Annotated in this window: 14 protein-coding genes; 1 reads left to right on the forward strand and 13 read right to left on the reverse strand. The window is 46.3% G+C overall.

Going from position 1 to position 14,396, the window contains the following annotated elements; all coding sequences use genetic code 11:
• Positions 1 to 47 precede the first annotated feature (47 nt).
• Positions 48 to 635, reverse strand: a complete 588-nt coding sequence (msrB, locus tag ACXAGL_RS17735) for a peptide-methionine (R)-S-oxide reductase MsrB (RefSeq protein WP_474991976.1) — start codon at positions 633 to 635, stop codon at positions 48 to 50.
• 135 nt (positions 636 to 770) lie between these two features.
• Between msrB and ACXAGL_RS17740 the strand changes: the two genes are divergently transcribed.
• Positions 771 to 1,250, forward strand: a complete 480-nt coding sequence (locus ACXAGL_RS17740; RefSeq protein ID WP_474991978.1) for a YusW family protein — start codon at positions 771 to 773, stop codon at positions 1,248 to 1,250.
• A 64-nt stretch (positions 1,251 to 1,314) separates the two neighbouring features.
• On the opposite strand, the gene ACXAGL_RS17745 is transcribed toward ACXAGL_RS17740, so the two are convergent.
• The 12 genes from ACXAGL_RS17745 to ACXAGL_RS17800 all read right to left on the reverse strand — a co-directional run bounded on the left by ACXAGL_RS17745 (position 1,315) and on the right by ACXAGL_RS17800 (position 14,385).
• Positions 1,315 to 2,181, reverse strand: a complete 867-nt coding sequence (locus tag ACXAGL_RS17745) for a CvfB family protein (RefSeq protein ID WP_474991979.1) — start codon at positions 2,179 to 2,181, stop codon at positions 1,315 to 1,317.
• Between the two features lie 118 nt (positions 2,182 to 2,299).
• Complete coding sequence (locus ACXAGL_RS17750) at positions 2,300 to 2,386, reverse strand: YjcZ family sporulation protein (RefSeq protein ID WP_035531317.1); 87 nt, start codon at positions 2,384 to 2,386, stop codon at positions 2,300 to 2,302.
• Between the two features lie 81 nt (positions 2,387 to 2,467).
• Positions 2,468 to 3,463, reverse strand: a complete 996-nt coding sequence (locus tag ACXAGL_RS17755; protein WP_474968620.1) for an LLM class flavin-dependent oxidoreductase — start codon at positions 3,461 to 3,463, stop codon at positions 2,468 to 2,470.
• Positions 3,464 to 3,483: 20 nt separating this feature from the next.
• On the reverse strand, positions 3,484 to 3,864 hold the full coding sequence (locus ACXAGL_RS17760) for a helix-turn-helix transcriptional regulator (protein WP_027954338.1): 381 nt from the start codon (positions 3,862 to 3,864) through the stop codon (positions 3,484 to 3,486).
• Positions 3,865 to 4,004: 140 nt separating this feature from the next.
• On the reverse strand, positions 4,005 to 5,000 hold the full coding sequence (locus ACXAGL_RS17765) for a zinc-dependent alcohol dehydrogenase family protein (protein ID WP_474968621.1): 996 nt from the start codon (positions 4,998 to 5,000) through the stop codon (positions 4,005 to 4,007).
• A gap of 118 nt (positions 5,001 to 5,118) precedes the next feature.
• Positions 5,119 to 5,985, reverse strand: a complete 867-nt coding sequence (locus ACXAGL_RS17770) for a 3D domain-containing protein (protein WP_474968622.1) — start codon at positions 5,983 to 5,985, stop codon at positions 5,119 to 5,121.
• A gap of 324 nt (positions 5,986 to 6,309) precedes the next feature.
• Positions 6,310 to 7,926, reverse strand: a complete 1,617-nt coding sequence (locus ACXAGL_RS17775) for an ABC-F family ATP-binding cassette domain-containing protein (RefSeq protein ID WP_474968623.1) — start codon at positions 7,924 to 7,926, stop codon at positions 6,310 to 6,312.
• Positions 7,927 to 7,998: 72 nt separating this feature from the next.
• Positions 7,999 to 9,348: a DUF2252 domain-containing protein gene (locus ACXAGL_RS17780; RefSeq protein ID WP_474968624.1), complete on the reverse strand. Its 1,350-nt coding sequence runs from the start codon at positions 9,346 to 9,348 to the stop codon at positions 7,999 to 8,001.
• A 65-nt stretch (positions 9,349 to 9,413) separates the two neighbouring features.
• Positions 9,414 to 9,626: a cold-shock protein gene (locus tag ACXAGL_RS17785; protein WP_027954343.1), complete on the reverse strand. Its 213-nt coding sequence runs from the start codon at positions 9,624 to 9,626 to the stop codon at positions 9,414 to 9,416.
• A gap of 71 nt (positions 9,627 to 9,697) precedes the next feature.
• A complete protein-coding gene (locus ACXAGL_RS17790; RefSeq protein ID WP_027954344.1) occupies positions 9,698 to 9,898 on the reverse strand; it encodes a cold-shock protein in 201 nt (66 codons plus the stop codon).
• Between the two features lie 255 nt (positions 9,899 to 10,153).
• Positions 10,154 to 10,657: a superoxide dismutase family protein gene (locus tag ACXAGL_RS17795; RefSeq protein ID WP_474968625.1), complete on the reverse strand. Its 504-nt coding sequence runs from the start codon at positions 10,655 to 10,657 to the stop codon at positions 10,154 to 10,156.
• A 140-nt stretch (positions 10,658 to 10,797) separates the two neighbouring features.
• Positions 10,798 to 14,385: a dynamin family protein gene (locus tag ACXAGL_RS17800; protein ID WP_474991980.1), complete on the reverse strand. Its 3,588-nt coding sequence runs from the start codon at positions 14,383 to 14,385 to the stop codon at positions 10,798 to 10,800.
• Positions 14,386 to 14,396 lie beyond the last annotated feature (11 nt).

Genomic DNA, 14,396 nt, shown 5'->3' on the forward strand with positions numbered 1-14,396 from the left:
AGGCCGCATCCTTTAAAGCAGAAAAAAAGACAGGGGAATTCCCTGTCTTATGCTTTATCAAAGACCTCTAAAAACTCCCCGTAGCCTCTTTCCTCCATTTCATCAACAGGAATGAACTCAAGAGCGGCACTGTTCATGCAGTAGCGGAGCCCTGTCGGTTCAGGTCCATCATTGAACACGTGGCCAAGATGGCTGTCTCCCCCTTTACTGCGCACCTCTGTCCGCATGCCGAAAATGCCCGGATCGTCTTTCGTGACTATATTCTCTTCCACCAGCGGCTTTGTAAAACTCGGCCATCCGGTCCCAGATTTGTATTTATCCTGCGAGCTGAACAACGGTTCCTTGGAAACAACATCCACGTAAATGCCTGCCTGCTTGTTGTCCCAGTATGCATTATCAAACGCCTTTTCTGTTCCATCCTGCTGGGTGACTTTGTATTGGATGTCACTCAGTTGATCATTCAGTTGTGCCTTTGTCCATTCAACAGTATCCCCGTTATACATTTCAATCGTTTTCGTGCCGGCTGACGCCTTTTTTTCAGGATCGGATGAAGCTCCCGTGTTTTTACTCCATGTGAAAAGGCCGATGCCTGCAACGACGATTATAAGGGAAAGCCAGATCGATAGACTTTTCATAAATCATCCTCCTTTGATCGGATTATCTTTATTTTAACATGCAGCAGGAACGATGAATAAATTTGTGCCTGCTGCATGTGTTATAAACAAGAGACAACTCGGCTATCCTGATTAACAGACAGGAGGTGCAATTCAATGCATACATGGATCTTGCTCATATTTTCTGCCTTCATTCTCCTTACTGCCTGCGGAGAACCTGCCGGCGAAAAGGAAGCAGAGACAGCCGAACTTAACGCCGTAGACAATATATCGTATGAGTTGGCGGATTCGACCGCCGGTGCTTTTTCATTTACTGCCTTTAATCTCGATGTTCACTATCCCGGAGGTGTAACCTACCGCGTGTACTATTCAGCTTATGATCAAGGAGCGCAGGCGGTTGTGTACGAAATGGGCAGAGAAAGAATCTCAGGGACGAAAGCCATGAATCAGTTGACGCCCCTCTTCCGGGAAATGAGCTTTGATGCAGATTCCCCGGATGCCCTTGTCATCAACGACGTCCTGCACATTTTTGGACTGGATACCGGATATGAACACTTTTCGCTGCGTGTCACCTATGCAGACGAGCCGGAGCGGCATTATGAAAGCAGTAAAAAACAGCCCCTGTCAAACCAATGACATAGCGGCTGTTTTGTTTTTTTGTTTAAGATTGGAGTTGCTACGAAGTTCGAAGTGCAGATACTCAGTTATGCTTTATAACGGTGCGTCCGTCTTTCTGCTCAATTTTGTCCTGTTTCATCAGCTGGCCAAGCGCACGTTTGAAAGAAGCCTTGCTGATTTGGAACGTTTCCCGGATTTCATCAGGAGAGCTTTTATCATGAAGCCCCATGACTCCGTCGTTCTCCTCAAGGAATTGGAAAATCATCTCGGCATCTTCAGACATGCTTTCCTGTTTTAACGGTCTTAGAGATAGATTGATCGTACCATCTTCCTTGACGTCAATGACACGGCCCTCAATCGTCTGTCCGAGACGCGGTTCTTCTTTACGCTCATGCGGATGGATAAACCCGCGGTAGCCTTCGCCTGTCAACACAGCTGTACCGGCTTTTATGGCCCGGTAAACCCTTGCTGTCACTTCTTCCTTCAACAATTCCGCAGGGGCCGGCTCAAGATCGTCCATCACTTCCTGCTCGCTGATGGGTTCGCCTGTCAACCGGCCTTTTTTATCCAGTTCTAAACTTATAAATAAGTGATCCCCTTCTGCCGGCCAGACTGATTTAAACAGGGGCATATGGTCAGAGGACACAAGAATATCCTTATCCGGAAGTCCGATATCAACAAATACCCCTGTGTTTGGAGAAATTTCGACAACTTCGGCCCAGCCGTAGGAGTCACGGGTGATTTCCGGAAGATCTGCCACCGCTGCCGCTTCTCCCTTTTTATTCATATATAAAAAGCATGACAGTTCATCACCAAGTTCAACAGACTCGTCCACTTCTTCATCAGGAAGGAAGTATTCTTCATTTCCTGCCGTCACCTTGAATCCATGGGTCACTTTTTTTGTTAAAACAGCTTTTTTTACTGTTCCTAAATATTGTTGTTTACTCACTTTATTCACCCTTTTTGACAAGTCATGTCGTCCATTATATCCTAGTTTGTCTCATTTTAAAATATCACGGGGAATGGAAGCATAAAAAAAGCACGGGGGAAACCCGCGCTTCTGCTTATTAGCACCACCAGGAAGCTCCGACAATAATAAGGAGAATGAACAATACAACGATCAGCGCAAATCCTCCACCATATCCTTTACTCATACTTATTCCCCCTTTCCCTTTTATATATGAGAAAAAGGAGGAATTGGTATGGGTGAATGACTCATTTTTCTCCCGAAGCCATTACGTACGGAACTGTTCAGCAAGCAGACGGTAGGATTCTTTCTTATCCTCCAAGTCGTAAATATTCGTAATGATGAGGAATTCATCAGTCTGGTATTGCTCTGACAATTCGAGCAGACGCGCCTTCACCTGCTGGGGGGAGCCGATAACCGCACGCCGGCGGTTCTGCTCGATTTTTTTCTTTTCGATTTCAGAATACGTACAGCTTTCCGCCTCTTCTATAGAAGGAACACGGGTCTCGAGTCCTTTTTCAACCCGAAGGAGCCACAAATCCTGACTAAGCGCCAGCTTTTCTGCTTTTTCCTCTGTCTCTGCACAGACAACAAAAATACAAACATTCACATCCGGCTGGTCGAGCGAGGGGGAAGGCTTGAACTTTTCCCGGTAGGCCCGCAGTGCATCCTCACCATTGTCTGGACTGATAAAATGTCCGAGTGTGAATCCGGTGCCATTCACTGCTGCATGACGTGCCCCGCGTTCAGACAAACCGAGAATCCACGTTTCCGGCTGTCCCTCTGTTGAAGGCCTTGCGGTCACACCGTAGTAATCGCTTCCCTTAGGCATGGTCCCGTGCAGAAACTGCTGCAGCTCTTTCACCTGACGCGAAAAGGAGCTGAGCGGCTTTTCCAACCCATCCGTCAAGGCCAGTCGCGTTTTCCGGCCGCCCCCGGGTGAGCGTCCAAGACCAAGGTCGATTCTCCCCGGATAAAAAGCCTCCAGCACTCTGAAATTTTCCGCTACTTTCAACGGACTGTATTGAGGGAGGAGGACTCCCCCGGAACCGACACGCATCCGGCTGGTAGCTGCCGCAATCTGACCGATCAGGATTTCCGGAGAAGATCCGGCCAATCCATTCGTGCTGTGATGTTCGGCCACCCAGTACCGGTAATAACCTAGTTCCTCCGTCCAACGGGCCAGCTCAATGGTGTTTAGCAGCGCCTGTTCGGCAGAATCCCCTTTGGATATAGGGCTTTGATCAAGTACACTCAGTCTCACTTGTTGTCATCCTTTCGGGCTTAACGATACACATCTTTCATAATCTGGTTCAATATCTGAATCTGTTCTTCAAACAACAATTTATACCGCTTCTTTAAAACGTCAAATTCTTCTTTCCCCTGGTCGGTTAAATAATACCAGTAAACCTTCTGACGTTTCTTATCGTGGGATTTATAATCTTCTTTCCGATAGAGTAACCCCTGCTCCGTCATTTCATGTAACGTATCCAGAAGTGTTGAAGGTGCCGGAATCCAGTTCTTCGTCAGTTTTTTAAACTCCTGCTTAAAATGTTCACTGATCATCGGCTGGCGGATTTGTAACAAGTGCATGATGTAAAATTTGGTGAACTGAGCTGCGCTCATATTTAATGCAAAACGCTTCGGGTTGTTTTTATGTGACACGGCGATCCTCCCCTTCCTTATTGAATACTTTCATTCTACAATAAATGATGGTAGATTTGTCCAATCATAAGCACATTTGTTCGCTTGATGATGGTTTTATTTTTCATTTCGGAGTTGCTACTAAGTAAGAAGAGAGAATATTATGACATTTGAAAGCCTATTTTTCCGAAGTTTTTAGTATCACGGATGTACGTGAAAGCTTCCTCCGCTTGATCCAGCGGGAATATCCTGTCGATTTCCGGACGGATGTTATGGTGTTCGATAAAAGCGATCATCGACCTCAGCTCCTCTGCACTTCCCATCGTAGACCCCAGCAAATTATACTGTCCGTAAAAGAACGCGCGGATATTCAAGGTGACTTCGTCTTCCGTACTGGATCCGAATGTAACAATCGTTCCCCCTTTACGGACAGCACGCAGTGATTTATTGAATGTCGCGGCTCCTATACTCTCAATCAATAGATCGACGCTCTCACCAGCCAATTCTTCACTCCAATCCGATTCGGTCAGGACTGCTTTATCCGCTCCTGCGTCCAACGCCTGTTTGAGCTTCTCCCTGGACCGTGACGTAACGATCACTCTGGCCCCTTCTGCCTTAGCGAATTTGAGCGCATACGTTAGGACGCCTCCGCCGATTCCTGGAAGCATCACGGTGTCTCCTGATTTAAGGTTCCCTCTTGTGAACAAAGCTCTGAAAGCCGTCAATGCAGCCAGCGAAAGGACCCCTGCTTCTTCCATAGTCAAGTGCTTCGGTTTCATCTCCAGATGGTCTTCTGTACATATGTAAGTCTCCGCAAACGTCCCGTGGTCAGGAAAGCCGACGATCTCAAACCCTTCCGGGGGAACATCACTGTTTTTCTGCCAGCCGAGTCCGGGATTGACTATGACTTCATCCCCTTTTTTAAAACGCGTCACATCTCTGCCTGTTTCCTCAACGATCCCTGAGGCATCTGAACCGGGAATGACAGCTGGATCTTCACCTTTATGCCTTTTTGTAACCACTGCAAGATCCCGACGATTCATCCCTGCTGTATGGATGCGCACCTTCACTTCACGGGAGTCCGGCGTTTTCTCCTCCATCATTTTCACCTGAAGACCTTCCAGACCATCTTTTCCTTCATGTACAATCGCTTTCATCATTTGTCTCCTTTCCAACTATAAGATGTCTTAAGTCTATCAATAAGACTTCCTATATAAAAGAAAAAAGACCTTTTCAGAAGGACTGAAAAGGTCTTTTCGTTTGATAATATTGAATTTAGTCCGCAAGTACCTGTACTTTTACAGTCTGGCGTCCGAAATCAAGAGCGTCACCGCGGTCCTGCATATAAAGATCAACACGGTTTCCGTTGATGGCACCGCCGGTATCACCAGCAATGGCTGTTCCGTAGCCTTCCACATATACTTTAGAACCTAATGGAATGACGTTCGGGTCTACAGCAATAACTTTCTGGTTTGGATTCGCATTTAAATCAATACCTGTGGCTGTTACGCCGCTGCAGCCTGTGCAGTTTGCCGTGTAGGCCGTTGCTTCAGCTGTGATTTCCTTAACTACATCATTGCTCGTTCCTTTGTTTGTGTTCGCTTGAACAGCTTCAGTGGACTCAGCAGATGTTTCTTTTGCGGAAGCATTGCTGGAGCTGCTTGATTTCTGGCTGCTCTCACTGGACTTGGCTGTGCTTTCTTTGGCAGGAGCTGTAGATGTCTCCGCAGCTTTCTGTCCGTCAACCTTGAATTGTTCCCCTGGGTAGATGAGAGTGGAAGATAAATTGTTCCAAGCCATCAGCTGATCGACGGAAATATTGAATTTTTGGCTGATCGCGAACAACGTATCTCCGGATTTAACCGTGTACGTGGATGCGTTCGAAGATTTAGTAGTAGAAGTAGATGCTTGATTGTTGTGTGCGTTAGATACGGCTAGTGTTTGACTTGGATAAATTAGATTGGAATTCAGATCGTTCCAAGATTTCAGATTGTTGACAGATACGTTGTATTGTTGAGAGATGCTCCAAAGAGTATCCCCTTTATTGACGGAATATTGTTCAGATTCGTGAGCACTCACAGATGTGGCAAATGCTCCAGTCAAGGCTACGGTTGCTGCAACAGAAAATACAGTTTTTTTCATAGGATAGTGCCTCCCCTTGTTTGTTCGATCACTTTGTATTTTTTGATGTGATCAATTCACAATTACTAGATTACCAGATATTTCGTATAAATGAAGAACAAACAAGCAACAGTTTCGTTGCAAACGTAACATCTATATTTCACTATCATTACAACAGGCAGAAAACCAGCGCCTTTTCGATGATAAAAGCGGAAGATTGACAAAATCCGTCACGCTTCAAGGCACGTTTCAAGGGGATTTAGTCATTCAAAAGGTCGAACAAGGAGGAAATCAAGGGGGAAAAAGAAGAAAAAAAGCCTGTCATTTTGACAGGCTTTTCAGTATTTATGCGTATTGAGCAGCGACCTGCTTTTGAATTTCCGGATCATTCAAATAATCATCATACGTCATTTCCTTGTCTACAAGACCACTTGGCGTCAATTCAATGATGCGGTTGGCGATCGTTTGAATAAACTCATGGTCATGAGAAGCAAAGATAACAGATCCTTTGAAATTGATCAACCCTTTGTTCAAGGCTGTAATGGACTCAAGGTCCAGGTGGTTGGTTGGTTCATCCAGAAGAAGAACGTTTGCACCGGACAGCATCATCTTAGACAGCATGCAGCGGACTTTTTCTCCTCCGGACAAGACGTTCGCTTTCTTCAATGCTTCCTCTCCGGAAAACAGCATACGGCCAAGGAATCCGCGCAGGAACGTTTCTGTTTCATCTTCCGGTGAATACTGGCGGAGCCATTCAACGAGGCTGCGCTCAGAATCGAAGAACTCGGAGTTGTCTTTAGGGAAGTAGCTTTGAGAGGTCGTAACGCCCCATTTATAGCTTCCTTCATCAGGTTCGATCTCACCCATAAGAATCTGGAAAAGCGTGGACTTGGCCACTTCGTTCGCACCTACGAGAGCCACTTTATCATCTTTGTTCAATGTAAAGCTGATGTTGTCCAGCACTTTCACACCATCAATGGTTTTGGACAGGTTTTTAACCGTCAGCAGGTCATTCCCGATTTCCCTGTCCGCCTGGAAGGAAATATACGGATACTTACGGGAGGAAGGCTGGATATCATCCAGGGTGATCTTATCCAATAGTTTCTTCCTGGAAGTTGCCTGTTTGGATTTCGAGGCGTTGGCACTGAAGCGGGCCACGAACTCTTTGAGATCCTTGATTTTTTCTTCCTTCTTCTTATTCTGCTCCTGGGCCAACTTCATTGCAAGCTGGCTGGATTCGTACCAGAAATCATAGTTTCCGACATAGACCTGGATTTTCCCGAAGTCAAGATCGGCGATATGGGTACAGACATTGTTCAGGAAGTGACGGTCGTGGGATACAACGATTACAGTATTTTCAAAATCGATAAGGAAATCCTCAAGCCACTGGATCGCTTTAATATCCAAGTGGTTGGTCGGCTCATCGAGAAGCAGAACATCCGGATTGCCGAACAGCGCCTGGGCAAGAAGGACTTTCACTTTTTCCGAACCGGCAAGCTCACTCATCTGCTTCGTCTGCAGTTCTTCACCGATTCCGAGTCCTTTAAGAAGGCGGGCCGCATCGGAATCCGCTTCCCACCCGTTCATTTCTGCGAATTCACCTTCCAGTTCAGCCGCACGCATGCCGTCTTCCTCGGAAAAATCACCTTTCATATAAATGGCGTCTTTTTCTTTCATGACTTCGTACAGGCGTGTATGGCCCATAATGACCGTTTCAAGCACCTGATATTCATCGTATTCGAAGTGGTTCTGTTTCAAGACCGCCAGACGCTGGTCTTTTTTCAGGCTTACATCTCCGATTTGTGGTTCAATTTCTCCGCTCAAGATTTTAAGGAACGTGGATTTACCTGCTCCGTTTGCCCCGATTAACCCGTAGCAGTTTCCCGGGGTGAATTTTATATTGACGTCTTCGAACAGTTTCTGGTCACCGAATCGAAGCCCTACGTTATTAACTGTTAACATGTCTGAATCCTCCATTGCTTTCGTTTGTAGAACAAGAAAAGTATATCATTCATCCGCTTCATAGAACAGTCATCACGGAGATTTCACGTACTCATTTTCACGACACCATTCGAGAAACAGCTGATAATCCGTGCTGACTCTTTCCTTGTAATGCCTGGACCATAAATTGAGCTCTGTCTGGAAATCCGCCTTATGCCCGCGAATAACCTCCATAATGGCATCCTCACTATGATAGGAAAGGATACCTTCATCGATATCTGCATCCGCCCGCGCATGAATTTTGGCACTGATCTGAGCCATTGTTTTCAGTGTCTTCTTCAGCCGCTTCTCCTCCAACAGATGTTTCGGTTTAAGATCTTTGGAATAAGGCGAACGTTCGCGCACATAATAGTCGCTGTTATTCATCGTAAAGTACCCAAGATACGGGTCGGACAAATGGTGCATCGCCTGCTGGGTGTGAATCACCCGCCGTCCCTGCTGACGATGTTCCGTCCAGAACTGTTCATCATATGGGAAGAAGTAGGCTGGAATGGGCGTGCGCGCTTCCTTGGCTTCCAGTATGATGTCATCTTCATGACTGTCCCCCGATTGGCCTTCTATCAAGATGTAATACCGGTTGAGGCCGGTAGAGCCGATCCCCGAGCCTCGCTTTTTCACGATATCTTTGATCCGGTAAAATTCACGCGGCCGGCGCAGTTTTTGATCAAGGGACTGGTAGTAATCGTCCCATGCTTTAACCAGCTGCTCATATTCCTGTTTCGGTACCGATGCCAATTTCTCTTTGCCGATATCAAAGGAACGGATGGAATCATGCTTGACGATCGTCTGTTTCTCCAGTTCATGGGAAGCCCGGCGTTCTTCTACTTTTTGAATCGCTTTTTTTACAGCGCCTTTACTTTCCTCTTTGGTAAAGTACATCGTCTGTGGATCCTGATCTCTATGATGGAAGGCTTCCATCTGCTTCACGTAATGTTTCAGATAATGATCGACCATCGCATCATGACTGTCTTCAGGATAACCCAGTTGATCCATAGTTAAACGGATACTGACAACCATACGCATCACGTCGTATAAATACGAACCGAGATAGCCCTCATCGAAGTCATCCACATCAAAGACGATATCCTTGTTTTCATTTTGAAACACACTGAAATTATCAAAATGGAGATCTCCCATGATCCATGTCGGCGTTTCATCAGGGGTATGGAACCTGAACGGCAGTTCCGTGGCATCGTGAAAGAATAGATAGGCGCTCCCTCTGAAAAAGCTGTAGGGACTCTCCATCATCTTTTGATACTTCTGCCTGCGCTCCTTCTTCGATAATTTCATTAAATCCCCGTCAAAGCGGTCCAAAATCGTGCCCAGCGTATTTTTTCTGAGTGCTTGTTTCGTTTCCAGCATCTGCTTTACTTTGTTATCCATGGCTGGTTTCTCCTCCTCTCACGGAAAAAAGCGACCGCCCGTGAGCAATCGCTTTTTTTACCATATCATGACTGAGATTTATAATACAGGCTGTTGTTTTCCACAACTTGAAGGACTTTGTTTTCTTCCTTCATATCGCTGCCGCACATTGGACATTTCTTCTCATTGTTCGTACGGAAATTATCCCTCTGCCAGCAGTTGCAGTCATCGGATGAACAAACCCAGATTTTTGTGTCTTCTTCTTTCACTTCAGCTTGATTTTTCTTTCCGAATGCCATTGAAGCAGCCCCCTTTAACTCAATTATGATAGAAAAAAGACTGACTTGCTAAAGCCAGTCTTTTTATGATTTTATAATTTCGTTACGTTTGCAGCTTGTGGTCCGCGATTTCCTTCAGTTACTTCAAACTCTACAGCTTGACCTTCTTCAAGAGATTTGAAGCCTTCTTCGTTGATTGCGCTGAAGTGTACGAATACATCGTCTTCGCCTTCAACCTCGATAAAACCAAAACCTTTTTCCGCGTTAAACCACTTCACTGTACCTGTTTTCATGGAATGGATCCTCCAATATTTCTAAATTAATATGCGTTTTGCTTTAATGAAAAAATCACATATTATAAAAAGTACCAATAGAATTGATCACTCTTTATAATAGGTGATTGGGAAGAATGAACTTCTTAATATTGGTAATTCAACCTTTATACTTACTATACTACGCCTGCGGTATGAAGTCAAGTACACTCCCTTCACATCACTCTACTTCCATTATATCCGTTAAGGAGGAGCATTATTCCTCCCCATGATGATTTATCCGGATTGAATGACGGCACAGGCGATTCTTTTCCCTGAGCGTCCGCTGGGCTGGGACTGATAATCATCCGGACCTTGATGAATGATGACACTTCTTCCGATAATATCACGGACTTGAAAACGATCGGTAAAGAAAATCATCCGAGCCCTTCCCTGATTGGAAAAAAGCACAGGGAAATCTCCCGCATGATTGCCGTGCGGCTGCTGATCAGGATTCCAGTGCCCCCCGGCCGTTGCAAACGGATCGCTCCCGTCCCCAATTTCACACAATCCCTTTTCGTGGATATGAAAGCCGTGAGGGCCCGTCTGAACTCCGTTTTTTTCCTTTTTAAACGAAGGCAGTCCTTCCACATAAACGAAAACCTCAACACCATACGGCATCTGGTAAAACTGAATACTCCCCTTCAGTCCGGGGGCAGTGGGGCTTGACGAAAACTCAGCAGAAGCTGTCTGTGATGCATACTGCTGCCGGTACATTCCCTGGTTCGGATTATACAACATGTTCGTCACCCTCCTTTCCTGTACACTGTATGCGTCTGATCAGCGGGTGATGATAAAAGAATTTCCCCGGCCGGGGAGGAGGAAGAGAACCCCGGCCGGGGAAAATCGTCTTAGTCTATGGTATGTTTTTCTGTTCTCATTTAGACCTTGGAAAGCTGATCCCAGGCTTTCTCCACCTGTTTCCGGTTTACAGGGGTCCTGTAGTGATTGATCAGCTGATCGAACTGCTTTGCTGTTTCATCGATCCAGGAGCGGCGGGCCGTCGCATATACATCTGCCCATTGAGTCTGGTAATAAGGCGTTACGTCTTTGGAAATCTGCTCCAATTGCTGATGCAGAACATCCGATGCACGTGGAGCGGCCGCTTCTTTCATTTTTTCTTTTTCATTTTTCTCAAAGAAGGATTTCGTCCCCTTGAACATTTTCCTGATCTGATCCTGTTCCGCGGCCGTAAGCTCGATCTCCCCTTCGATCTTTGGAATAGGCATATCAGGAAGCTCAAGTGTATCGAGATGGATGGACGCTTCGATGTGATGGAGGTTTTTTTCAATTTTAGCCCTCGTCTCATCGAGATGCTGTGTAATAAACTGCTCCACACGGACACATACAGCCTTGACTTCCTCTTTCATGTCAAAGGTCATCTCTTCAAACAACTGTTTTTGTGCCTCTTTCACCTGTTCTTTCACATCCTGGTGCCATCCATTAATAGCCGCAGGGTTGAAATGGCGCTTGAACAGATCGTTGAATTGAAGCATCATCCGTTCATGGACATAATGAAGCTGCTTATCCATTTTGTTCTGCACCGCTTTTTCAGCCCCGCCGTCATACTCTTTTTCGAAAAGATCCAGCGCCTGCTGCCTGCGTTCTTCCAGTTGTGCCTTTTTCTTTTTTCTTTCTCCTTCATCCATGTGGCTGCTTTCCACCATGGATTGGACATAATTTTTCACACGCTCCAAATCACTTTCAATGGAAGCCGTCATCACTTGGGATAACTCCTCTTCCAAAAAGGAAGAAAAACCGTCTTCAAATGCCCCCATACCGGAATTTTCATCTTGATGGTATTTTTTCTCTTTCAACCCCAGCAGACTTGAGACCGGGTAAAGCCTCGGATTCCGAATTCCGAATGCACTCAGCTGGGTTTCCACATAGCTTTCCACCTGCTGCAGTTCTTCCTTGGACTGCGCAAGGTCTTTGGCATTGATCAGGAAGAACATCTTATCCATGGCAAAACTGTCCTTGACCCTGCCCAGTTGTTTCAGAAACGTTTCATCGGCTCTTGAGAACGGGTGGTTGTAATAGGTGACAAATAAGACAGCATCGGCATCTTTAATGTACTGAAAGCTGACATTCGTATGACGGGCATTGACGGAATCGGCCCCCGGTGTATCAACAAGCGTCACGCCAGCCCTTGTCCACGCACAATCGTAGTACACATCCATCGACTCGATAAAACAGGACTTGTCCTCTTGGGAAACAAAAGCAGCCAGCTGCTCCCAAGGCACAGACATCCTTTGTCCCAGATGTTTCTTCATCTGCGGATATCCATCGTAAAAGGCTTTTAGGAATGAGCGCTCTTTCTGCTCCCGTGATTTCCACTCCTCCACTTCCATTTCATCCAGTTCCTCCCAGGCTGTTTCCAAGGAAGAAAAAGATGCGTACACAGCAGCAATGTCCTCCAGCATATCCATTTCTGACTTTACGGCAGCTTCTGCCGATTGGTGCGGATGATCACTTGATACAGGAGATATCCGGTTGATGGCTGCTGTTGTCGGATTGGGGGACACAGGCAGAACGTCATCTCCGAGAAGCGCATTGCCAAACGAGGATTTCCCCGCGCTGAAGGCACCGAATAAAGCTATTGTAAACGTCCGGTTGTCAAGCCGGGTCACTTTTTCCTCCAGCCGGAGGGAAAGGTCATCCATGCTTTCCAAATCCTGAATAACAGCCAGGGCCTTCTCTGTCCTGTCTTTCACCTGATCCACAGTTGAACTTGGAGAGGGAGCCGGCCTGCCTTTGGATGGTTCTCCCACTATAAGGTTCTCATCCTCGTCCATGACGCCTGCTGGATGTTCAGGAGCATCAGACACCCGCTCTTCCATGCGCTCCTCATCTTCTTCTGCCTGTTTCCTGTTTTCTGCAGATATCGTGTCAGAAAAACTTTCATGAAGGCGGTTGGAGAACTGCCGGACCTTTTCAATGATGAATTCCAGTTCCTCGTCGATCTTCTCTAAGTCTTCATACGCAGAGAATGCTTGGTCATGTTGATGCAGCACATCCTGTTTTTTTGCTGATACTTCTTCCAAAAAAGCTTTTTTCCATTCTCCGAGAAAGGCTTTGGCCTGCCGTTGAATATCAGCTGCCACTTCATCGGTATATCGAAGAACATATGCCCCTGTAACCGAAGCCCCTGATTGAACCAGTGTTTCCAGACGTTCTTTTGGATAGTGAAAATCCATTTCCTGAACGATTTGAAGAAGCTCCGTGGAATGGATGCCGTAAGCGTCCAGCAGTTTCATCATCCGTTCCCGCACCGGCCATTTCAACTGTTCTTCCATCGTTTTTTCCAAGGCCTCGTAAAAAGCGTCTTCCCTCATCTGTTTTTCTTCCTCGGTTTTTTTCTTCGCAAACAGCAGACCGACTTTAAAGTCCGGCTGCCGGGAGTGCAGGTAAGCTTCCGCATACTCACGGAGGGCGCTCGGCATCAAGTAGGCATTGGAAACAAACTGATAGATCCGCTTTTCAAACGCCTCGTCGGCCGCTTCTTGCAGTTCGCTGTACTCACGGATCAGATCCGGATCCATCGGACTTTCGTCAATGGCCGATTGAAGGTTTTCTCTCTGTTCAAGAAGTTCTTCCCGCTTCTCTTCAAAGGTCTCTTCATAATCTCTGACGGTTTCTTCCATTAAAGCAGCGGCTACGTCATCCGCCTGCTGTTCTATGAGGGAAAAATCCCTGTCAAACAACTGTTGGAAATGGTATTTCAACTGCCTGTACTCATTTTCTTCCATTGCAAAGTCTCTCATGGATGTATAATAGACCGATTCCGGGTGAATCCCCCACTGTTGAAAGGCCGCTTCAACACTTTTTTGGTAGTCGCCAAAAGTAAGCTGGTCTTCTACATGCTTATCCACCTGGTTGATCACCACGGTAAAAGGGGTGTTCCTCTGCTGCATTTCCAATAAAAACAATAGATTTACTTCCGACTGGACATGGTTGTAATCCATAACATAATACATGTAGTCCATCACGTGCAGAGAAGATTCGGTGATCAGCCTGTCTGCATCATTCGTAGAATCTACGCCAGGGGTATCCAGGACAGAAACGTGGGGTGGAAGGAGACTGTCCGGACGGCTGATTTCCAGTCCGGTCACACGTTCACCGTCCCTGCACCATGCCTGTATCGTCTCCGGCTCTACATCCGCTTCGTATTTCACAGGCGCATCTGAAGTGAAAAACGCCTTTGTATAGACGGGCCCTGTTCTCAAACGGACAATATTGGCGCTCGTCGGAATAGGACTTGAAGGAAGGAGCCGGCTTTCCAGCAGCGTGTTGATCAATGTGGACTTGCCGGCGGAAAAATGGCCGGCAAAACCGATGACCATTTCCTCCTGCTTGATTTTTTTGATCAGATCCATAACCTTATCTTTTTGTCTGCTCATCCCTTCTTGTTTTAAAAAGGCATAAAGGTTTTGAAGTTTCATGGCATTTTTACGTGTCGTTGTCTGCATCAAAGGTCTCC

This window comes from Halobacillus sp. ABA4_118, assembly GCF_056160205.1.

Excerpts from the sequence above, each read along its gene's own strand:
- ACXAGL_RS17790 (WP_027954344.1), bottom strand. The coding sequence starts at position 9,898 with ATGAAAACAGGTACAGTGAAGTGGTTTAACGCGGAAAAAGGTTTTGGT.
- ACXAGL_RS17780 (WP_474968624.1), bottom strand. The coding sequence starts at position 9,348 with ATGGATAACAAAGTAAAGCAGATGCTGGAAACGAAACAAGCACTCAGA.
- ACXAGL_RS17775 (WP_474968623.1), bottom strand. The coding sequence starts at position 7,926 with ATGTTAACAGTTAATAACGTAGGGCTTCGATTCGGTGACCAGAAACTG.
- ACXAGL_RS17785 (WP_027954343.1), bottom strand. The coding sequence starts at position 9,626 with ATGGCATTCGGAAAGAAAAATCAAGCTGAAGTGAAAGAAGAAGACACA.
- ACXAGL_RS17740 (WP_474991978.1), top strand. The coding sequence starts at position 771 with ATGCATACATGGATCTTGCTCATATTTTCTGCCTTCATTCTCCTTACT.
- msrB (WP_474991976.1), bottom strand. The coding sequence starts at position 635 with ATGAAAAGTCTATCGATCTGGCTTTCCCTTATAATCGTCGTTGCAGGC.
- ACXAGL_RS17800 (WP_474991980.1), bottom strand. The coding sequence starts at position 14,385 with ATGCAGACAACGACACGTAAAAATGCCATGAAACTTCAAAACCTTTAT.
- ACXAGL_RS17770 (WP_474968622.1), bottom strand. The coding sequence starts at position 5,985 with ATGAAAAAAACTGTATTTTCTGTTGCAGCAACCGTAGCCTTGACTGGA.
- ACXAGL_RS17750 (WP_035531317.1), bottom strand. The coding sequence starts at position 2,386 with ATGAGTAAAGGATATGGTGGAGGATTTGCGCTGATCGTTGTATTGTTC.
- ACXAGL_RS17765 (WP_474968621.1), bottom strand. The coding sequence starts at position 5,000 with ATGAAAGCGATTGTACATGAAGGAAAAGATGGTCTGGAAGGTCTTCAG.
- ACXAGL_RS17795 (WP_474968625.1), bottom strand. The coding sequence starts at position 10,657 with ATGTTGTATAATCCGAACCAGGGAATGTACCGGCAGCAGTATGCATCA.